At 67.3% G+C, this 20,223-nt stretch carries 19 protein-coding genes and 1 tRNA gene; 9 read left to right on the top strand and 11 right to left on the bottom strand.

Features of this window, described 5'->3' with window-relative positions; genetic code table 11:
* Positions 1–30 precede the first annotated feature (30 nt).
* Positions 31–1,488: an adenylate/guanylate cyclase domain-containing protein gene (locus tag NWF22_RS08110; RefSeq protein ID WP_233751873.1), complete on the bottom strand. Its 1,458-nt coding sequence runs from the start codon at positions 1,486–1,488 to the stop codon at positions 31–33.
* Between the two features lie 171 nt (positions 1,489–1,659).
* On the opposite strand from NWF22_RS08110, the gene NWF22_RS08105 reads away from it, so the two are divergent.
* Positions 1,660–2,982 (top strand): DNA polymerase III subunit delta', encoded by a 1,323-nt coding sequence (locus NWF22_RS08105; RefSeq protein WP_160903906.1) that lies wholly within the window; start codon positions 1,660–1,662, stop codon positions 2,980–2,982.
* Between the two features lie 40 nt (positions 2,983–3,022).
* Here NWF22_RS08105 and NWF22_RS08100 read toward each other — a convergent pair whose 3' ends face one another.
* A complete protein-coding gene (locus NWF22_RS08100) occupies positions 3,023–4,660 on the bottom strand; it encodes an acyl-CoA synthetase (RefSeq protein ID WP_160903905.1) in 1,638 nt (545 codons plus the stop codon).
* Positions 4,661–4,831: 171 nt separating this feature from the next.
* Between NWF22_RS08100 and NWF22_RS08095 the strand changes: the two genes are divergently transcribed.
* The 4 genes from NWF22_RS08095 to NWF22_RS08080 are packed head-to-tail and all read left to right on the top strand — an operon-like array spanning position 4,832 to position 8,346.
* Positions 4,832–5,668, top strand: coding sequence for an ABC transporter ATP-binding protein (locus tag NWF22_RS08095; RefSeq protein WP_160903904.1), 837 nt, complete (start codon positions 4,832–4,834; stop codon positions 5,666–5,668).
* On the top strand, positions 5,661–6,437 hold the full coding sequence (locus NWF22_RS08090; protein WP_160903903.1) for an ABC transporter permease: 777 nt from the start codon (positions 5,661–5,663) through the stop codon (positions 6,435–6,437). Before NWF22_RS08095 ends, NWF22_RS08090 begins: the two co-directional genes overlap by 8 nt.
* Entirely contained in the window at positions 6,434–7,231 is a 798-nt protein-coding gene (locus tag NWF22_RS08085) for an ABC transporter permease (RefSeq protein WP_160903902.1), read from the top strand. Before NWF22_RS08090 ends, NWF22_RS08085 begins: the two co-directional genes overlap by 4 nt.
* Positions 7,232–7,269: 38 nt before the next feature.
* Complete coding sequence (locus tag NWF22_RS08080; RefSeq protein ID WP_160903901.1) at positions 7,270–8,346, top strand: ABC transporter substrate-binding protein; 1,077 nt, start codon at positions 7,270–7,272, stop codon at positions 8,344–8,346.
* A 17-nt stretch (positions 8,347–8,363) separates the two neighbouring features.
* Here the strand turns inward: NWF22_RS08080 and NWF22_RS08075 are convergent, their stop codons facing one another.
* The 7 genes from NWF22_RS08075 to NWF22_RS08045 all read right to left on the bottom strand — a co-directional run bounded on the left by NWF22_RS08075 (position 8,364) and on the right by NWF22_RS08045 (position 12,991).
* Positions 8,364–9,272: a LysR family transcriptional regulator gene (locus tag NWF22_RS08075; RefSeq protein ID WP_160903900.1), complete on the bottom strand. Its 909-nt coding sequence runs from the start codon at positions 9,270–9,272 to the stop codon at positions 8,364–8,366.
* A 6-nt stretch (positions 9,273–9,278) separates the two neighbouring features.
* Positions 9,279–9,476: a hypothetical protein gene (locus NWF22_RS08070; RefSeq protein WP_160903899.1), complete on the bottom strand. Its 198-nt coding sequence runs from the start codon at positions 9,474–9,476 to the stop codon at positions 9,279–9,281.
* A 352-nt stretch (positions 9,477–9,828) separates the two neighbouring features.
* Positions 9,829–11,016 carry a Fic family protein gene (locus tag NWF22_RS08065; protein WP_160903898.1) on the bottom strand — a complete coding sequence of 396 codons (1,188 nt, stop codon included), beginning with the start codon at positions 11,014–11,016 and terminating at the stop codon, positions 9,829–9,831.
* Positions 11,017–11,273: 257 nt separating this feature from the next.
* Positions 11,274–11,349: transfer RNA gene (locus NWF22_RS08060), tRNA-Thr, on the bottom strand.
* A gap of 90 nt (positions 11,350–11,439) precedes the next feature.
* Positions 11,440–11,871 carry a VOC family protein gene (locus NWF22_RS08055; protein ID WP_160903897.1) on the bottom strand — a complete coding sequence of 144 codons (432 nt, stop codon included), beginning with the start codon at positions 11,869–11,871 and terminating at the stop codon, positions 11,440–11,442.
* A 60-nt stretch (positions 11,872–11,931) separates the two neighbouring features.
* Positions 11,932–12,387, bottom strand: a complete 456-nt coding sequence (locus NWF22_RS08050; RefSeq protein WP_160903896.1) for a helix-turn-helix domain-containing protein — start codon at positions 12,385–12,387, stop codon at positions 11,932–11,934.
* A gap of 7 nt (positions 12,388–12,394) precedes the next feature.
* Positions 12,395–12,991 (bottom strand): ASCH domain-containing protein, encoded by a 597-nt coding sequence (locus NWF22_RS08045; protein WP_160903895.1) that lies wholly within the window; start codon positions 12,989–12,991, stop codon positions 12,395–12,397.
* 45 nt (positions 12,992–13,036) lie between these two features.
* Here NWF22_RS08045 and NWF22_RS08040 point away from each other — a divergent pair, with 45 nt between their 5' ends.
* The gene (locus tag NWF22_RS08040; protein WP_160903894.1) at positions 13,037–13,705 is read left to right on the top strand and encodes a 4a-hydroxytetrahydrobiopterin dehydratase; all 669 of its coding nucleotides are present in this window, start codon (positions 13,037–13,039) and stop codon (positions 13,703–13,705) included.
* 52 nt (positions 13,706–13,757) lie between these two features.
* On the opposite strand, the gene NWF22_RS08035 is transcribed toward NWF22_RS08040, so the two are convergent.
* Positions 13,758–14,621 (bottom strand): type IV toxin-antitoxin system AbiEi family antitoxin domain-containing protein, encoded by an 864-nt coding sequence (locus tag NWF22_RS08035; RefSeq protein ID WP_258321358.1) that lies wholly within the window; start codon positions 14,619–14,621, stop codon positions 13,758–13,760.
* Between the two features lie 110 nt (positions 14,622–14,731).
* Positions 14,732–15,952: an NAD(P)-dependent malic enzyme gene (locus tag NWF22_RS08030; RefSeq protein WP_258321357.1), complete on the bottom strand. Its 1,221-nt coding sequence runs from the start codon at positions 15,950–15,952 to the stop codon at positions 14,732–14,734.
* A gap of 248 nt (positions 15,953–16,200) precedes the next feature.
* Between NWF22_RS08030 and NWF22_RS08025 the strand changes: the two genes are divergently transcribed.
* From NWF22_RS08025 to NWF22_RS08015, 3 genes are read left to right on the top strand one after another with little or no spacing between them, the layout of a single operon-like run.
* On the top strand, positions 16,201–16,848 hold the full coding sequence (locus tag NWF22_RS08025; protein ID WP_160903893.1) for a GntR family transcriptional regulator: 648 nt from the start codon (positions 16,201–16,203) through the stop codon (positions 16,846–16,848).
* Complete coding sequence (locus NWF22_RS08020) at positions 16,845–18,122, top strand: MFS transporter (RefSeq protein ID WP_160903892.1); 1,278 nt, start codon at positions 16,845–16,847, stop codon at positions 18,120–18,122. The genes NWF22_RS08025 and NWF22_RS08020 overlap by 4 nt, the downstream gene beginning before the upstream one ends.
* Before the next feature lie 39 nt (positions 18,123–18,161).
* On the top strand, positions 18,162–20,198 hold the full coding sequence (locus tag NWF22_RS08015) for a DUF6541 family protein (protein WP_160903891.1): 2,037 nt from the start codon (positions 18,162–18,164) through the stop codon (positions 20,196–20,198).
* Positions 20,199–20,223: the final 25 nt, after the last annotated feature.

Genomic DNA, 20,223 nt, shown 5'->3' with positions numbered 1-20,223 from the left:
GCATCCCACATGAACCCACCGCCGTGACCCTCAGATGCCGGTCGGTTCGAGCATCGGCCGCGCAAGCAGCGTCTCGATACCGCGTCCGCGCAGTTCGACGCCCTCGCCGATATCCCAATGCTCGGCCTCGGCCTGCGACGAGAGGAACACCGCACGCGCGGAACCGAGCACGCGTGTCGGTTCGTCCTTGGCCAGTTCGGTGAGTCGGGCCGCCTCGTTCACCGGGTCGCCGATCACCGTGTACTCCAGCCGTTGCTCGGAGCCGATGTGACCGGCGATGGCCTTGCCCGCCGACACCCCGATGCCGATGTCGGTGTCGCCCAGGGTGCGGTACAGCTCGGTGCGCAGTTCACGAGCCGACGCCAGGGCGCGGCCGGCGAAGTCGTCGAGATCCAGCGGCGCACCGAAGATGGCGAGTGCCGCATCACCCTGGAACTTGTTGACGAAGCCGCCGTGGCGGCCGACCACCGCGACCACCACGCGGAAGAACTCGTTGAGCAGATTCACCACTTCCCGCGGTGGCCGGTTCACGGCCAGGCGCGTGGAACCCACGATGTCCACGAACAGCACCCCGACGTACCGCTCCTCGCCGCCGAGTTCGGTACCGGTCTCGATGGCACGGCGGGCGACGTCCTCGCCGACGTATCGGCCGAACAGGTTGCGCAGTTCCTGCCGCTCCCGCAGATCCGACACCATGTCGTTGAAGCCGGCCTGCAACAGGCCCAGGTCGCTGCCGTCGTAGATCTTGACGGCGACGTTCAGATTGCCGGCCGAGACCTCGCTCTGCGCCTTGCGTAGCTGTTTGATCGGGTCGTTGATGGCCGCCACCACCCGGACGATGGCGATGACGCTGAACGCCAGCGCCGCGCCCGACATCCACAGGATGGGTCGCTGCAGACCCTCCGGGTCGGTTTCGATCCAGCCCAGACGTTGCAGGATGATCAGTCCGATGATCACCGCGAGCGGAGCGACGACGCTCACCACCCAGAACACCGCGATGCGGGCGGTGACGCTCGGCGCGACCGCCGCATCGGGTTCGTTGGCCATCGCCGCGACGGTGATCGGCCGCAACACCTTCTCGGCCTGCAGGTAGGAGAGCACACAGGTCACCAGCGCGCCGACCGCGCTGGCCATCGCCACGATGAACGCATTTTTGTGCGAGACGGAGAAGTTCACCATCGTGAACAGCACGCCGCCGACCGTCCACAGCCCGAGGTTGACCACCGACAGCACATACGGCAGCTTCAGCGCCCGGCGCCGCGCGTTCGCGTTGTCGAGGCGGGTGCGCCGTCGGTGCCAGATCAACACGGGTAAGGACAGCTGGATGCTGAGGAATCCACCCACCAACATCGCGACCACCAGGTAGATCGCGAAGATCACCTGGTTGAGCGCGGTGATCTCGTCGAGGCTGTAGGAGTCCTCCAACGGCATGCCGAACCGCAGGAACGCGAAGGTGAACAGTGCGCCCACGACGTTGGCGCGCAGCATGTCCAACGCAAGGATCGGCCACGGCGTATGCACCAGCCAACGGGCCAGATGCAGGCCCTTTGACCACCGAGACCGACGTTTGATCACGCTTCAAAGGTAGCGGGATGCTTGCAATTGTTAAACACGCGCGGGTCCGTGGGACGTGTCCGAACTGCGCATTACGCTGGCACTGTGACAAATGTCTTCGATCGGATGATCGGCCAGGCGGCGATTGCCGAGGAACTGCGGTCGGCGGCCCGGGCGGCGCGGGCGGTCGCAGCACGTCTCGACGAGGGCGACGCCGGGGCGATGTCCATGTTCGCGCCGCCCGACGACCCGGACGGTGACACGCTGGCCGGGGCCGTGCGGGCCTCGATGACTCATGCGTGGCTGTTCACCGGCCCGCCCGGTAGCGGGCGCTCGGTGGCTGCGACCTGCTTCGCCGCGGCCCTGCAGTGTCAATCGCCTGATGGTCAGTCGTCCGATGGTGGCGAGGTCGGCTGCGGCGAGTGCCGCGCGTGCGTGACGGTGATGGCGCAGACCCATGCCGATGTGCGCCACGTGGTCCCGCAAGGGCTGAGCCTGTCGGTGCTGGAGGCTCGTGACGTGGTCCAGGCGGCCGCACGCCGGCCTGGGACCGGGCGCTGGCAGATCGTCATCGTCGAGGATGCCGACCGACTCACCGAGCAAGCCGCCAACGCATTGCTGAAAGCAGTCGAGGAGCCGCCGTCGCGGACGGTGTTCCTGCTCTGCGCTCCGTCGGTCGACCCCGACGACATCTCGGTGACGCTGCGCTCACGGTGCCGACATGTCGCGCTGGGCACCCCGGCCGTCGCCGACATCGAGCGGGTGCTGATCGACCGCGACGGCATCGATCCGCAGCGCGCCGCGTGGGCGGCAGGGGTGTGCGGCGGCCATGTGGGCCGCGCCAAGCGGCTGGCCACCGACGACGAGGCGCGCGTACAGCGGGAGAAGGCGCTGGGTCTGGCTCGGGCCGCCACCCGGGATTCGACCGCGTATGCGGCGGCCGAGGCGCTGGTGCGCTCGGCCGAGGACGCGGCCAAGGCGATCAGCGCCGAGCTCAACGAATCCGAAACCGAGGAGATGAAGACCGCGCTCGGCGCCGGTGGCACCGGCAAGGGCACGGCCCGGCCGCCGCGCGGCACCGCCGGGGCGCTCAAGGAACTGGAGAAGCGGCAGAAGTCGCGCGCCACGCGGGTGCAACGCGACATGCTCGACCGTGCGCTGGTGGACCTGGCGGCGTTGTTCCGGGATGCGCTGGTGATCTCGGTGGGTGCGCAGGTGGCCGCGATGCACCCCGACAAGACAGACGACATCGCGATGCCGATGGCCGGTTACGCCGCGCCCGAGCAGTTGCTGCGCTGCGTGGAGGCCGTGTTGGACTGTCGGACCGCCCTCGACGTCAACGTCAAACCCAAGTTCGCCGTCGACGCGATGGTGGCCACCATCGGGCTGGCGATGAACGACCGGCGCCGCGTGGGCGCCGGCCGCTGACACCGGTTGCTGACGCCGGGGCGCCCGGCAGGCGCTCTACTCAGGTGAGCGGGCCCGTCGGCAGTTTCCGGCGGACCAGTTTGCCGGTGGCGTTGCGTGGGAGGTCTTCGATGAAGACCACGTCGCGGGGCACCTTGTAGCGCGCCAGGTTCGACTTCACGTGCAACTTCAGGTCGTCGATCTGCGGGTCGGCTCCCTCGGCACGAACGACGAACGCGCGCAACCGCGTTCCGAACTCGTCGTCCTCGACCCCGACCACCGCGACGTCGGCGACGTCCGGATGTTCGGCGAGCAGGTTCTCCACCTCGAGGGGGTAGACGTTCTCGCCGCCGGACACGATCATGTCGTCGTCGCGGCCCTCGATGAACATGAGGCCGTTGTCGTCGAACCGCGCCATGTCGCCGGTCGACATGTAGCCGTCGATGACCTGCTTGTTGCGTCCGTCGGTGTAGCCCTCGAACGGCGCACCGTTCTTCACGAACAGTCGGCCGCGCACGTTGGACGCGGTGATCCGCTGATCGTTGTCGTCGTACAACGCGAGGTGGCTGCTCACCGGCGCACGACCCACGGTCCCCGGCGCCTGCCGGAGCTCGCTGGGCGTTGCCACCGATGCGATGGCGACCTCGGTGGAGCCGTACATGTTGTAGAGGACATCGCCGAACGCGTCCTGCACGGCCTCCGACAGGGTCGGCGACAGCGCGGAACCGGCGAGAACGATGATCTTGAGTGAGGAGAGGTCGTAGGACTTGATGACGTCGGGTCCGAGCGCCACCATCCGGTGCAGCATCGTCGGTACCGCCACCAGCACCTCGGCCCGGTTGTCGGCGATGGCCGCCAGGGTCTTCTCCGCGTCGAAGCGACGCATGACGACGGTCTTGTTGCCGAGCGCGGTCGCCACACCCCACACCGCGAAACCGGTGGAATGGAAAATCGGCGACACGATCACCGCGGCGCCGTTCTGCGGGATCGGGATGCGATCGAGCAACAGCGCACTCGTGAACGGTGAGAACCGCCCGCGCTGGGCGCCCTTCGGCAGGCCGGTGGTGCCACTGGTCAGGATGACCAGACCGCCCACCTCTTTCGGCTCCGGCGGCAGGCTGGTGTCACCGTCGGCGATCACCTCGTCGAGCGTGCGGACGCCCTCCGGGACGGGCCGGTCGTCGTCGACCCAGGTCAGGTAGCGCGTAAGACTGTCGGGCAGGCCGTCGAGCAGGTCGATGAACTCCTCGTCGTAGAACATCACCTGCACCTTCTCGCGTTCGGCGACCTCCGCGAACTGGGTCTTGCCGAAGCCGGTGTTCATCATCGCCAACCGCACACCCGCGAAGCCCGCAGCGGCCAGCACGGTGAGCAGTCCACGGTGATCGCGGGCGAGCACACCGATGACGCTGCCCGGGGTGACCCCGATCGCGAGCAACTCGTTGGCCAGCGCCTTCGCGTTGTCGTTGAGTTCGCCGAAGGTCAGCGTTCCGCGTTCGTCGGTGAGTGCCGGCGCATCGGGATGCTCTTCCGCGCCGTGCAGCACGATGGTCGCGGGCGCACCGAGCGTCTTACTGCGTTTGACCGCGGTCGCCAGCTCACGCGGTTTGGTGAGGTCGAGGGCGCCGGAGCGTTGCAGGACGCGCACCGCGCCGACCGTGTCGGTCAAGGTCTGAAGATGATCGCGGATCGATGCCATGCTCGGCGGCCTCCCGTTGTCTGTGTTACACACCACGTGCTCTGGTGACACTCTAAGGGGTCTGACAAACGGTGTGATCAGATTCCCCCTGTGAACGGCCGCCGCGGAGAGCGGCCAGTGATAATTCGGCGGTAATCAGCAAGCAACACCTGGCTCCTAACGTCACGCTGCATGAGTGCTGCCGCGTCACGGCCGCCGGGAACCGGCATCGACATCTCCGGCTTGACGAAGACCTTCTCGACACGGGCCCTGCGTGGCAGGTCGACGGTGACCGCACTCGATGACGTGTCGATCGCGACGCCCGAGGGCTCGTTCCTGTCGCTGCTCGGGCCGTCGGGCTGCGGGAAGTCGACCGTGTTGCGGATACTGGCGGGGCTCGAGGAGCCGACTGCGGGGACCGCGTTGATGAACGGCCAGTCGCCGGCCGATCTGCAACGCAATCATGAGCTGGGCATCGCCTTCCAGGATTCGGCGCTGTTGCCATGGCGGTCGGTGGAGGCCAACATCAAGTTGCCGCTGCAGGTCGGCCGGCTGCCGGCCGACGACGACCTGGTGGCCGACCTCATCGATCTCGTCGGGTTGGCGGGTTTCGAGAAGTCCAAGCCGGCCACCCTGTCCGGCGGTATGCGCCAGCGTGTCTCGATCGCCCGCGCGCTGGTGGTCAAACCGACCGCGCTGCTGCTCGACGAACCGTTCGGCGCGCTCGATGACATGACCCGGCAACGACTCAACGTCGAATTGCTGCGCATCTGGACCGAGAAGCCGGCCACCACGCTGATGGTCACCCACGGCATCGCCGAAGCCGTGTTCCTGTCCGATGTGGTCGCGGTGATGAGTCCGCGTCCCGGCAAGGTCGTGGAGATGGTGCGCATCGACCTGCCGCGACCGCGAGTGCCGGAGATGATGCGCACCCCCGAGTTCCACGAGATCCACGATCATCTGTCGGGGTTGCTGTTCGGTGGTGCCGACGACGGCAGGCGAGCGACCGCAGAGGCGACACGTGGCTGATCTCGGCGGTGCCAACCGCTGGTACGCCGGGCTGCTCGGACTTCTCGGGCTGATCGCGCTCTGGTGGACCGCCGGTGCGCTGGATTGGTTCAGTGGCACGATTCCCACACCGGGCGAGGTCATCTCGACAATTGCCGACACCGGTGTCGCGTTCTACGTCGACAACTTCTCGTCGACCGTCGAACTCGCCACACGAGGATTCCTGTGGGGCAACGGATTGGCCATCGGGCTGGCTGTGCTCGTCGTGCTGATCCCGCCGATCGAAGGCCTCGCCACCCAGCTCGCGATCATCTCCTATTGCACCCCGATCATCGCGGTGGCACCGATCATCCAGGTCGCCTTCGCCGAAGTGCAGACCATGATCGTGTTCCTCGCGGCGATCTCCGTGTTCTTCACCACGATGATCGGCACACTGACCGGGCTGCGGTCGCCGCATCAGAGCAGCCTGGATCTGGTCAAGGTCTACGGCGGCGGTCGCGGCGCCCAACTGTGGCGTGTCCGCTCGGTGTCGGCGATACCCAACACGCTTGCGGCGGTGAAGATCGCGGCCCCCGCCGCGGTGCTGGGTGCGGTACTCGGGGAGTTCCTGGCGATGCCCGACACCGGTGCGGGGCCGGCGATGATCGTCGCGCAGCAGCGCGGCGACATCCCGGAGGTGTGGGCGATCGCGCTGATCAGCGGCGCCATCGCGGGTGTCGCCTACGCGCTGATCAGCGTGCTGGCGCGGTTCGCCACCCGGTGGTCGGCGGGGATGGCGGTGCTGCGATGACCGCGACCGGGTTGTGGAGCATCGGCCGATTCCTCGGGTCGTTGCTGATGTCGTTCGTGCTGATTCTGGTCATCTGGTGGCTGTTCCTGCTCGCCTTCCCCGACATCGGTCCGATCATCGGCCGTACCCCGGTGGATGTGTTCGAGTACATGTTCACCGCGCCGGACGCCGCGGAGTCGCGCGCGGAGATCCTCGACAACCTGTGGATCACCTTGACCGACGCGGCGATCGGATTCGTCGTCGGGATGACCGCAGCGATCCTCACCGCCGCGCTGTTCGTGCTGTCGCGGCCGGCGGCGCAGACGTTCATGCCGATCGCGATGCTGCTGCGGTCGGTGCCGTTGGTGGCGATGACGCCGCTGATCACGCTCATCGTCGGACGCGGTGTCGCGGTGGTCGCGGTGATGGGCGGCATCGTGGTGTTCTTCCCAGCCCTGGTGATGATCATGACCGGGTTGGCCAATGCGCCGCGGCAGATCAACGACGTGATCACCGTGTACGGCGGGTCGTCGGCGACCGCGTTGCGGATGGCGGCCATCCCCGCGGCGGTGCCGTCCTTGTTCAGTGCCGCAAAGGTTTCCGTGCCCGGGGCCATCGTCGGTGCGACAGTCGCGGAATGGCTCGGCACGAACAAAGGGCTGGGTGCCACTCTGCAGCAGGCGCTGCCCGCCGCCGCCTACGACGAGTTGTGGGCGTCGGTCCTGGTCATCACGGTGGCCTCGATCGTCGTCTACGCGGTGGTGGGGGTCGCCGAGACGGTGGTGCTCGCGCGGATGGGCATGCAACAGAACTGATCTCCGGATCATCCGGGGGGAACATGGAAAGGGAACAGATGAGCAACTCGTTTTCTCGCGCCACCTTCGACCGGCGGTCGTTTCTGCGGTACACGTTGACCGCCGGTGGAGCTGCCGGCGCTCTCGGCGCGACCGGGGTGTTGGCCGCCTGCAGCAGCGGGAGCAGTGATTCGGGCACCGCGTCGTCGATGAATCCGAAGGTTCAGTTGTCGTGGCAGAAGAACATCGAATTCGCCGGTGAATACTGGGCATTGGAGAACGGCTACTACGAGGCCGAAGGGCTCGGAACCCCGGAGTTGCTGACCGGGGGTGGCGCCGGCACCGGAGTGGAGACCGGCTTGACATCCAACAAGGTGTGGATCGGTATGACCGCCCCGCAGCTCACCGCGCCGGTCATCCTGCAGGGCGCCGAGCTGATGACCGTGGCCGCGACCTTCCAGAAGAACCCCTTCTGCATCGTGTCGTCGGCGGAGAATCCGATCCTGTCGCCGGAAGAGATGAAGGGTCGCAAGATCGGCGTGCAGGCATCCAACGAGAACGTCTTCAAGGCCCTGCTCACCGCCAACGGGATGACCGAGACCGACGTGGAGAAGATCACCGTGCAATACGATCCCACGCCGCTGACCACCGGCGATGTGGACGGGTGGGTCAGCTACGTCACCAACGAGCCGATCACCCTGGCCGCCAGCGGATTCGCCAATGAGAATTTTCTGTTCGCCGACTTCAACCTGCCGCTCGTCGCGGAGACACTGGTGGTGCGTCAGGAGACGATCGACAACGAGCGCGACAAGGTCAAGGCGTTCCTGAAGGCCGACATCCAGGGCTGGTACGACGCCGTGGCCGACCCGGCCGGTTCCGCCCGCCTCGCCGTCACCAAATACGGTGCCGACCTCGGCCTCGAGGAAGGTGAGCAGACCCAGGAGGCCATCGCGCAGAACGGGCTCGTCGTCTCCCCGGACACCGAGGCCAACGGCCTGCTGACGATGACCGATGCGTTGATCGAGGAGAACATCATCGCCCTGGAGAAGGCCGGCTACTCCATCAAGCCCGAGGAGATCTTCGACATGTCGCTGATCGACGAGGTCTACGCGGAGAACCCGGATCTCAAGCGGTGAGGTGGTCGGACGGGCCGTCAGGCGGGTCGGCCGTGCTGGCGGGCGATGTCGAGCAGCTCGCGGGCCGGACCACGCAGCCGGATGTTGGACGACCACACCGCGCGCAGCGGCCGCACCATGCGCAGGCCGGCCACCTCGACGCGCACCAGCCGACCCGCCTCGATGTCGTCGTCGACCGACAGCCGTGACAACACGGCGACGCCCGACGAGGTCAGCACCGACGAGCGGATCGCCGTCACCGACCGTAGTTCGATGAGCGGTTCGGCCGGGCTGACGCCCGAATCCTGCAGGGCCGCTTCGTAGGTGACGCGCGTACCGGAGCCGGGTTCGCGTTGGATCAGCGGTGTGGCAGCGAGTTCGGCGATGTCGACGGTCCGCCCGTCCGACCACGGGTGGCCGGGTGCGACCACCACGACAAGTTCGTCGCGGGCGACCAACGTGTCGGTGAGATCGCCGGTGCCGCCGGGACTCTCGATGAACCCGAGGTCGGCGTCGCCCTGATGGACCGTCTCGATGACCTCGGCCGAGTTCATCGGGCGTACCGAGATCTTCACGTCGCTCTGGTGGGCGAGAGAGGTGATCCAGCGGGGCACCAGGTACTCGGCGACGGTCTTGGAGGCGGCGACCACGAGCGTCGCATGCCGGGCGTCGATCAGGGTGTCCACACCGGTCATGAACTGTGCCGCGCGTTCGACCAGGGCGTTGGCCCATTCGAGCACCGCCATGCCGTTGGCGGTGACGTCGACGCCGCCGGCGGAGCGGATGAAAATCTCGACGCCGAGTTCGCGTTCGAGTCCGCGCACCCGGGCGCTGACCGCTTGCTGGCTGATGCCGAGGTCGCGTGCGGCTGCGCCCATGCTGCCCAGGCGTGCCACGGTGACGACGATGTCGAGCGCCGCGAGGTCGGGCAGTCGACGGGCGACCACGCGGGCCTACTCCTTGGTGGGGGTTCCGCCGCCCTCGGTGTCGTCGGAGGGGGTGTCGGCGTCGGTGTCCTCGGCGTCTGACGCCTCGTCCTCGTCGCGCAGCGGGTCATAGCCGTCGACACCTTCGAGGACCGTCAGTTCCTGATCGACCGCAGCGGAGAAGGCCTTGGCTTCTTCTTTGATCTTGTTGATGAAGTCCGACATGTTCGCTCCTCGCCGCTCGTGCGGTGTACCGCAGAACCGATGGTCTGAGTCCACTATAGGAGAGGACCGGAGTCGTCCGGATGGCCGATATCGCAAGTCGCCCGTGGTCGCCGTCCCAAGACGCTGAACACGGCGCCGAGTGGCTGCCGGGCATGCCGTTGGTGAAGGTGCTGCCGAGGTATCCGTAAGGCGTCTTGCAATAGTTGGTGCGGCCGAGCCACAACGACACCGGATCGTTGCCGTTGCTGACGATGCCACCGAACGTCCTCGGACGGATCTTCGTACCGCCCCCTGGCGGCCCAGAACCTACAGCGGTCCGATGAAATAAGCTAGCGCGCAACGCAATTGCGCTCTATGAGGAACGTGAGGTGATGGCGCGGTGCACCTCCTGTGCGATGTAGACCTTGCGATAGGTTCCGTATGGTCCTTTCAGAACTCCGACCTTCACGAGTCTCTGCACAGCCTGGTCGACTCCTTGGGGGGACTTTCCGAACCGCCGCGCGAGATTGGGCACACGCACAATCGGCGATTCAACCAGTATCTCGACGATGTCGCGTGCCAGACCGCCACGGTAGCCTGAGTCTTGTAGCCGCTGGGAGTAGTCCCGCTGAGCGTCGAGCATGAGGTTGACACGGTTCGCGGTATCGATAGCGGACGCCTCCACGGCAGCGCTGAAAAACTGAACCCACGAGTCCCATTCGCCGGAGATCGATACGTTCGCCAGTTCGTCCTGGTACTCGCTCCGACGTGTTTCGAACCACGGCGACACGCTCAGGAGCGGTTCTTGTAGCAGGCCGTCGACCATCAGTTGCAGGACGATGAGTAGACGGCCGATACGGCCGTTACCGTCGTTGAATGGGTGAAGGGTTTCAAACTGATAGTGGGACATGGCAGCGGCGACCAGTGGGTCGCGTGCGGCAGTGGAATCGTTCATCCATGTGACCAGGTCGCGCACCGATGCTTCGAGATCGGGTCCGGGAGGCATCGGAACGAAGCGCGAAGACTCGATAGTCCCATCGGGGCTGCCGATGGCTACTTGGCAGCGTCGCACCCGCCCCGCATCGCGGGTCTCGGACTCTGTGCCGTCGACAAGCTGTTTGTGGGCTGTTTCGATCAGCGACGTCGTGATAACGCGTTGCTCTGCAACGAAATCGAACGCGTCGTCCGCCGCGCGGATGTAGTTGATCACTTCAATCAATTCTGCGCTGTAGCCCGCGGGGTCGCTCTCGTCCGCCGCCAAGACTTCATCGATCGGTGCAAAGGTCCCTTCCAGCGCCGATGTGCTCTGAGCCTCGCGAGTCAGCGTCGGACGGCGGAGGATGCGGGGGTTCGGTACCTGCCGTGAAGCTTGATCAAGCTGCGCGAGGGCCCTGCTGGCACTGGTGACTGCACGCCAGGTCTGCCCTGATAGAACGGGCTCGGTCGACAGGGGGTGGGCTACATAGGCGCAGTGTTCGTAGGTTCTTCCGTTGCGTCCATCGGTCCCGGAGATCGGTCGCAGGTCCCCGATCGGACTACTAGCGAAGCGCTCTAACTGCACAAACCAATGATAGACGGCTTTGGGTTGAAGTCACATCCATGAAACTCAACGTCTCTTGGTGTTGGCCGCAAAAGATCAACTGAAGGCCGCGCTTGCTTGTCATCACAAGGTGCCATCCCAAAGGCTGAGTTTGCCACAGCACACATGCAGACCGGCCAATGCGGAGCTGGAAAGCCTGTGCGTGCTCGCCGCGCTTTGTGCGTCGGTGTGAGGTGCCGACCTAGCATCAGGAAGAGTACTTGAACTGCACTTATTAGTGGAGCCGCCCAGGGGAATCGAACCCCTGACCTATTCATTACGAGTGAATTGCTCTACCGACTGAGCTAGGGCGGCGTGCTGCGCGAGGCAGCGCCCACGAGTCTAGCGAGCCGGTCGCGCGCGACCAAACCGGGCCCTGGTGGGGGCCCGGTTCGATGCGTGACCTCAGGCGTTGGCCAGTTCCGGGGCCAGCTGCGTCAGTCGGATGCTGTTGCCGGACGGGTCGCGGAAGCCGGCGTCGATCCCGTAGGGGCGCTGCTCCGGTGTCTCGGTGAACTCCACCCCGCGCTCGGCCAGCTCCTCGTAGGCCTTCTGGCAGTCGTCGGTGGTGAGGAAGACGGTGCCGGCGAACCCTTTGGCGGTCAGGTTGGCGATCTCGTCGTGGGTGCCGTCGTCGACCATCGGGGGGCCGGGGATGGCCATCAGGACGAGAGCCACGTCGTCCTGCCCGGGCGGGCCGACGGTCAGCCAGCGGAAGCCGCCCATCTCGGGCAGCGAGACGTCCATGCGGACCTCGAGTCCGACCTTGGTGGTCCAGAACTTGAGTGCCTCATCCTGGTCGTGAACCCACAGTTGGGCTCGTGCGATGCGAATCATGATGTTCACCTTTCGTTTTCGGCGCACTATCCGCGCCGCTCGATGCTGATGACATTCACGCTACGAGCCGCTCAGATGCTCTTCTTCTCCCCGTGTGCTGTGTTTGCCCGTACGTGTCGTGGGGCTCGGCCGGTTGTAGAGCCGCATGACACAGGTGGGCACCGGAACATACGCGCTCGGCGGCGGGTACGACGCCCGATAGGCGGTGGGGGACTGGCCGAATGCCCTGGCAAAACTGGTGGTGAACGAGCCGACACTGCTCAGCCCGACCGCCATGCAGATGTCGGCGACGGATCGGTCGGTGTTGCGCAACATCGCCGCAGCACGCTCGAGTCGCCTGGTCTGCAGGTAGGCGTGCGGCGATTGGCCGAAGGTGGCGCTGAACGCCCGGGTGAAGTGAGCCCGCGACAGCTTGGCGGCAGCGGCCATGTCCTCGACGGTCAGCGGTTCGGCGAACCGCGCGTCGACGAGGTCTCGGGCCCGAAGCAGGTGGCGGGCCGGTGGCGCGCTGGGCATGGCTTGATTATGCGCCGCCCGGTGGGGTTTCATCGAGCAGCGACAGCAGTGCGCGGCCACGCGGCGACAGTTCGTACCCGACGTCCAGACTCCGGGTCAGGCCGAGTTTCTTGAGCTTGCGCACATCGAGCTTGAAATCCGCCCGCGGCCTGCCCAATTCGGCTGCGAGTTCGGTCGAGACGACAGCGGGGCGGCGGCCGATGAGCTGCAGGGTCGCCCGAGTCCAGGGGCCGTGTGACGACCGATCGTCGAGTCGCTGCAGTCGGGTACGCAGGTCGGCGACGTCGTCGTCGGACAGTTCGTCGTAGGCACGCAGCGCGATCCGTGGGTCCGGGCCGGCCCACCTCAGCTCGATCCGAAAGACGGGGTCGTCGGTGCGGCGGAGTTTTCCGATGCTGGCCGCTGCGGTGGGGAACCCGGCGCGGCGCGCCTCGTCGTCGGAGATTTCGTCGACGTCGACCTGCCGGACGGAGCGGATCTCGATCACCCCGACCGAACTCAGGAACGTCGATCCGGCGCGCACCCGCGCGACCTTCCACCGGCGGAAGGCCAGGTCGACCGAACCGTCCGCCACACCCTGCGCCACACGCGCCGGAAGGAGCACCTCGACAGGGTACCGAGCGCGACGCCATCGCCGTAGGGTCGAATCATGACCGGATCCAGCGGAACCCCAGTCAGCGCGGCAGCGGCCACCGAAGCCCTCTCGGACCCGTGGCGGGTTTTGGCAGACACCGTCTACGCCGCCTTCCGGACCAAGAACATGGTGCGCGGCGGCGAGTTCGTCGCCCGGATCATCGAGGCCGCCGAAGCGGCCGGGCATCATCCAGATGTGGAACTGCGGTACGGCTCAGTACATCTGGCGCTCACCACGCACAGCGCGCACCGACTCACCGAAGCCGACGTCGCGCTGGCCAACCGGATCTCGTCGATCGCGGCCGACCTCGATCTGGAGCCGGCGGCCGCCCCGCCGGGACGATTCGAGTTGGGCATCGACGTGCTCGACGCCGACAAGGTCCGGCCGTTCTGGAAGGCCATCCTCGGCTACTACGACGAGCCCGAGCAGACGTCGATCGACCTCTCCGACCCGGCGGGCATCCTCCCCGGGGTGTGGTTTCAGCAGATGGACGAACCGAGGTCGCAGCGCAACCGCGTCCACGTGGACCTGTGGCTCCCACACGACGCGGTGGAGGAACGGATGGCGGCCGCGATCGACGCCGGCGGTCGGCTGGTCACCGACGAGTTTGCGCCGGAATGGTGGGTGCTGGCCGACCCCGAGGGCAACGAGATCTGCCTGTGCACGTGGCGCGGACGGGAGTGACTGAAATCGGCCTCCACAGGCCCATCCGAGGGGATATCCCCTCGGTCGTTGCTCAGGTGTCTGATTTCCGTCGCTTCCGGCGCGGACGGTGCCGATCTGCGTCGGTGACGGCCCGGATGTCGGCGAGAGTCTCCTCCCAGCCGTAGAGCACGTCGTCGTACGTGACCCGGATCGTCAGCAGTTGCTGCGCCAGCGACTTACGGTCGCGCCGCCTGTCCTTGAGGTAGTTCTCTCTGCTCGTGTGATGGAGTTCGCTGTCGCACTCGATGAGAAGGCGGCCGACCTTGAGGTCGACGTACCCGACCTCGTCGACCCTGGGCTGCACCTCGACGTGGAACCCGCGGGCCCGCAGACGCACCCGAACGGCTGTCTCGGTACCCGACTGCGACCTCGGGTCGCATTTCGCGAGCATGGTCTCGATCTTGGCGTTCACCTGCGGAAGCTCGGCTCTCAGGCGCTCGACGGTCCAGCCCCACGTGTTGAGCACCGAGTCGGTGACGATGATCCAGTCCTCGGCGGTCATGCACTGCGCGGCGCAGACCAGTGCGGTCGGGACGGGATCGAGGGACGTGGTGACCGGCAGCGGTCCGCCGGGTGTGGAGCAGAAGTCGCGTCGTTTCGCACGATTGTGTCGGGAGGGGCGAACGTGCAGCTCGTGATATCCGGGCGGCACCCAGAACCCATGCTTGCGTAGCGCGGACACGCAGCTCACGCAGCCGCCGCGGCGAGCCGCCTCGACTGCGTCGTCGTCGGCGGCCGGCGTGGCGTACCAGCCGCGACCCGGCCGCGTCAGTGCACCCACGCGGACCAGCCGGCGTAACGCGGCGTCGCCGTAACCCAGTGCCGACATCTCCGCTGTGCTGTAGACGGCGTCGGCGAGATCGGTGCGATCGAGTTCCATGTGTCTTGGACGCACGGGCAACTCGATAGGCTCCGCGGAAACTGAAATCGGCCTCCTCAGGCCGATCCGAGGGGATATCCCCTCGGCCCGACCTGAGGAGGCCGATTTCAGGAACGGTCGACTGTCTAGGCGACGCCCTCGGCCTTGGCGGCGGCGGCGACGGCCTTGGCGACCGCCGGGGCGACCCGGTCGTCGAGCGGGCTCGGCACGATCTTGTCGGCCCGCAGGTCGTCGGAGACCACCGAGAAGATCGCTTCTGCGGCAGCGAGTTTCATCCGCTCGGTGATGCGACGCGCACCGGCGTCGAGCGCGCCGGCGAAGACGCCCGGGAACGCGAGGACGTTGTTGATCTGATTGGGGAAGTCGCTGCGGCCGGTGGCCACGACGGCGGCGTACTTGGCCGCGACCTCCGGGTGGATCTCCGGATCCGGATTCGACAGCGCGAACACGATCGCGTTCTCGCTCATCGAGGCGATGGCCGCCTCGGCGATCTGACCGGCCGACACCCCCAGGAACACATCGGCGCCGTCCAAGGCCTCGGCGGCGCCGCCGGAGAGGCTGCGCGGGTTGGTGCGCTCGGCCAGTTCCTGCTTGATCTCGTTGAGGTCGTCGCGGTGGAAACTGACGATCCCCTTCGAGTCCAGCACCACCACATCGCTCACCCCGGCGTGCTCGAGGATGTTGGCGCACGCCACCCCCGCGGCGCCGGCGCCGGAGATGACCACCTTGAGGTCGCGCAGGTCGCGGCCCTGCAGCGCCATCGCACCCTTGAGAGCGGCCAGCACGACGATCGCGGTGCCGTGCTGGTCGTCGTGCATCACCGGGCAGTCGAGGGCCTCGATGACACGCCGTTCGATCTCGAAGCACCGGGGTGCGGAGATGTCCTCGAGGTTCACGGCACCGAAGCTCGGCCGTAGCCGGATGAGGGTCTCGACGATCTCGTCGGGATCCTTGGTGTCGAGCACGATCGGAATGGAGTTGAGGCCGGCGAAGGAGCGGAACAGCGCCGACTTGCCCTCCATCACCGGCAGCGATGCGCGCGGGCCGATGTCACCGAGACCGAGCACGGCCGATCCATCGGAGACCACGGCCACCAGCCGCTGGGTCCAGGTGTACTGGTTGACCAGCTCGGCCTTGTCGTCGATCGCCCGCGACACCTGCGCCACGCCGGGGGTGTAGGCGATCGACAGATCGCGCTGGGTGTCGATCGGCGCGCGCAGCTCCACCGAGAGTTTGCCGCCCACATGCGCCATGAAGATCTCTTCATCGGTGATCGGCAACTCCGCGAGCGACGGCTCGTTGAACGGAGTGCGATGGGTGGGGGCGTTGTTTGCCGTGCTGGCCACGGTTGTTCCTCCTGGATCACCCGCATCGAACGGCGGGTTTCTACGGTGGCGCCACAACGGTGGGGCGCCCCTACAACTGCCGGTCCGTGGCGCGGAGTGTGTGCGCTCCGGCACTACGGCGAACCGTCGCGACCCGGATCACTTTTGTGCCCGGGCTGCGGAACCGCCTCAGTGTCGCACCGTGTCCACAGCCCGGGCAAGGTACCCCCCGATTGATCGATCGGGTCGATAAGGTACAACTTGTATCTATGTCGTCCGCAAGCGCCGAATCAGCAGCTGAACGCGTGTATCGCGAGGTCAAGGCGCAAATCCTCACAAACGAGATCGTTGGCGGTGAGCTCATCAGCGAAGGTGAGGTCGCCACGAAGTGTGATGTGAGTCGCACTCCGGTGCGCGAGGCGTTCCTCCGGCTGGAGGCCGAGGGCTGGATGCGCCTGTATCCGAAACGGGGTGCGTTGGTGGTTCCGGTGGCTGATCGTGAGGCCCACGATGTGGTGGAGGCGCGCATCCTGCTCGAGGAGCACGCCGTGCGATCGGTCGCCGAGGACGCCGCCGGCCGCGCCGATCTCGCCGCCCGCCTGGAACGCAACCTGGCTGCGCATCAGGCCGCCGACCCCGGCGACATCGCGGAGTTCTCCCGCATCGACGCGGAGTTCCACCAGCTGATCGTCGCCGCCGGCGACAATCAGCTGCTCGCCGACTTCTTCGTCGGTCTCGGCGAACGTCACCGGCGGATGACCACCACGAGTGTCCGGCGCGACGACACCGTCGCGGCCCGCATCCTCGCCGATCACCGGGAACTGCTCACCGCCGTCGCCCGCGGGGACGCCGCCGCGTTCACCGCCGCACTGTCGGCCCACCTGGCGTCCGTGCACGACCTCGGGCGGCCATCATGACGCTCGACATCACCGACGAGACGTCGGCCGGTCACACCACACCGCTGCGTTCCGCCCGCTGGACGCCGGTGGCGGCGGCGTTGTTCACCGCCGCGTGGGGCGGCAACGAGTTCACCCCGTTGCTGGTGATGTACCGACAGCAGGGGGAGCTGTCGGCCGTCGCCGTCGACAGTCTGCTGTTCACCTACGTGCTGGGCATCGTGCCGGCGTTGCTGATCGGTGGTCCGCTCTCGGACCGGTTCGGTCGCCGGCCGCTGATGCTGCCGGCCCCGGTGTTCGCCGGACTCGGCTCGCTGCTGCTGGCGTTCGGACCGCATTCGCTGGGTCTGCTCAGCGCCGGCCGAGTCGCCAGCGGCGTGGCGCTGGGACTGTCGATGGCCGTCGGTGGCAGCTGGCTGGCGGAGATCAGTCACCGCAACGGCGAACGTGCCGGTGTCGGAGCGCGGCGTGCGGCGATGAGCCTGACCGCCGGTTTCGGCGTCGGCGCCGGTGTCGCGGGCGTCCTGGCCCAGTGGGGACCGTGGCCGACGGTGACGCCGTACGCGGTCAACATCGTGCTCGCGGTGGTCGCCCTGGCGGCCCTGACCGGGGCGCCCGAGACGCGCCGGCGGGTCGCCGGCGGCAGCGTGGTCGACGGCCTGCGCATCCGGGGGGTGAGCAACCGGCGCTTCCTACTGGTCGTCGTCCCCATCGCGCCGTGGGTCTTCGGTGCCGCGGCATCGGCCTACGCCGTCATCCCGGCGCTGATGTCGGCCCGCACCGCCGGTGCGCCGATCGCCTTCGCCGCACTGTGCTGCGTCCTGGGTCTCGGCGCCGGCTTCGGTATCCAGTCGCTCGGCCGGCGGCTCGACGACCCCGACCGTGCGCGCGGCCCCGTCCTCGCCCTGATCGTGCTCGCCGCCGGAATGGCACTCGCCGCCGCAGCCGCCCACACCCTGACCATCTGGGTGTCCCTGGTGGCCGCGATCGTGCTGGGCTGCGGCTACGGCATGGCGATGATCGCGGGGCTGTTGGAGGTCCAGCGCATCGCCGGTCCGCGCAACCTCGCGGGCCTCACCGCCGTCTTCTACTCGGTGACCTACCTCGGGTTCGCCGTGCCGGTGATCCTCGCCTGGATCTCCGAGGCACGGCCGACGATCACCTACACCACGATGTTCGGTGTCGGAGTGATCGCTGCGCTGGTGTGCCTGGCGATCGTCGTCGTCGGACATCGGATCTCCCACCGTGCTCAGCGCGCCACGCCGTCGCAGCCCCGCCGAGAGGCCGCCCGGTAACCTCATCTCCGGTTCGCAGGCGACGGGAGGAATCGGGCGATGATGCTGGGGGCATGGGTCACGGTCGTGACGGCCCTGATGCTGGTGGTTCCCGGCGCCGTCGTCGGACGACGCATGCTGCTGCCGTGGCCGGTCGCGATCGCCGCCGGCCCGCCGATCACCTTCGCGGTGGTCAGCGTCTTCACCGTGACGTACTCGGCAATCGGGTTCGAGTGGAACATCGTGACCGCGCTCCTCGCGCTGGTGATCACGCTGCTGTTCGCGTGGGCGTATGCCGCCGTGCTCGCCACCCGCCGATTCGCGGGACTGGCGCCGCAACCCGCCGCCGACGACCCGCCGCTGCGATGGCGGTCAACGCTGCCGTTGATCGCCGGTGCCGGCGTCGGCGCCATCATCATCGCCGTCACCTGTATCAGGCCGCTGGTCAAGACCGCCTTCGCCGGCCTGGGCAACATCTCGCAGGTGTGGGATTCGCTGTGGCATGCGAGTTCGCTGCGCTGGATCGACGAGACCGGCGTCGGCTCGGCATTGCGCATGGGCGAGCTGATGAACTACGACACCCACGGCTTCAACTACTACCCGAACACCTGGCATGCGCTGGGCGCCATCCTGTTCCCGCTCACCGGCGCCGACCCGGTGGAGCTCTACAACACCTATTCGCCGGCCGTGCTGGCGATCACCGTGCCGTTCGGGGTCGCGTCGTTGGCGTACTGGTTCGCCCGCCACCGCTTCGACACCACCCGTTCGGCGGTGCTGGCCGGTGCCGCCGCGGCGGTCTCGGCGCTGTTCCCGTCGTTGCCGTATGTGGAGGTGCAACTGACGTCGGTGCCCAACGCGGTGGGGGTGTCGATGGCCCCGATCGCCGCCATACTGGTCATCAGCGCCGTGCGGGACCGTCGGCGGGTGCTGGCCGCCGCGGCCGCGATGTCGGGGGTCACCGCGACGCATCCGTCCGGGCTGATCCTCGCCGGCGTCATCGTCGTGTTGTGGTTGCTGTTGGAGGGGCTGTGGCGCCCGGCGTACGGGCGGCTGCGCGATCTCGCGACCCTGGCGGTCACCGGTGTCGTCACCGTGGTGGGGATCGCCCCGGTGGTGTACGGCACCATCAAGGTCGCCGACACCAACGAACTGCCCTTCTTCGACTTCCGCGAAGAAGGTGTCGGGGTGCTGTCCGGTCTGGCGCAGGCCGCGTTCAACGGCACCATTCCACTGGAGAAGCACTATCCGATCTGGGCGCTCATCGTCCTCACGGTGCTCGGTCTGGCGGTCCTGGCCTGGATGCGGTGCTGGGCCGGGCTGGTCGGCTGGCTGGTGTTCGTGCTCGTCACCGCCAACTCGGTCGTCTCGCTGGGTGTGCTGTCCTATCCGCTCGGCGCCATCGGTGGCTATTTCTACAACTCACCCCATCGACTCACCTTTGTGGTCGCGATGTTCTCCGCGGCCGCCGCCGGATGTGCGTTGGGTGCGGCGGCGCTGGCGGTCGCCGGGTGGGTCGGTGGGCGTGACCGGTGGTCGCCGGGACTGCGCCGGTGGGCGTTGCCGGCCGTCGTCGCCGTACTGCTCGCGCTGATAGCCGCCGCCGGCGTGATCCGGTACCCGGCCGACGCGCAGATCGCGTCCAAGGAACGCGGCGGCAAGTACATCGGGCCCGACGACCTCGCCGCCTATCACTGGCTGGCCGAGCAGCCCGACGCCCAGGACGTGTTGGTCCTCAACAACCTGGATCAGGGCACGGGCTGGCTGTATCCGGTCACCGGGGTCACCCCGATGTTCCCGTTCTATCGGGCCAACGACTTCTCCCAGCGGCAGCGCGACCTGTTCTGGGGTGTCTCCGAGATCGGTGCCGACCCCTACCTCGACGGCATCGTGCGCGATATGAACGTGCACTACGTCATCGACAGTCCGCCCAGCTATTGGGAGTTCCAGAACGGTGTGCCCGACCCGGAGAACGGGGTGCAGGGCGACCCGTTCCTGGCGCTGCGCGAGAACGGCGCACCCGGTCTGACCGAGGTGTTCCGGCAGGGGAATGTCACGATCTATCGGGTCAACGAACGGGTCTACACGCCGACCGGCTGATCGTCCGCCGCTCTGCATGGTGGCG

Source organism: Gordonia mangrovi, assembly GCF_024734075.1.
Lineage (GTDB): Bacteria > Actinomycetota > Actinomycetes > Mycobacteriales > Mycobacteriaceae > Gordonia > Gordonia mangrovi.
The sequence above is the reverse complement of the archived record's forward strand: the minus strand, read 5'-3'. Positions and strand labels throughout refer to the sequence as shown.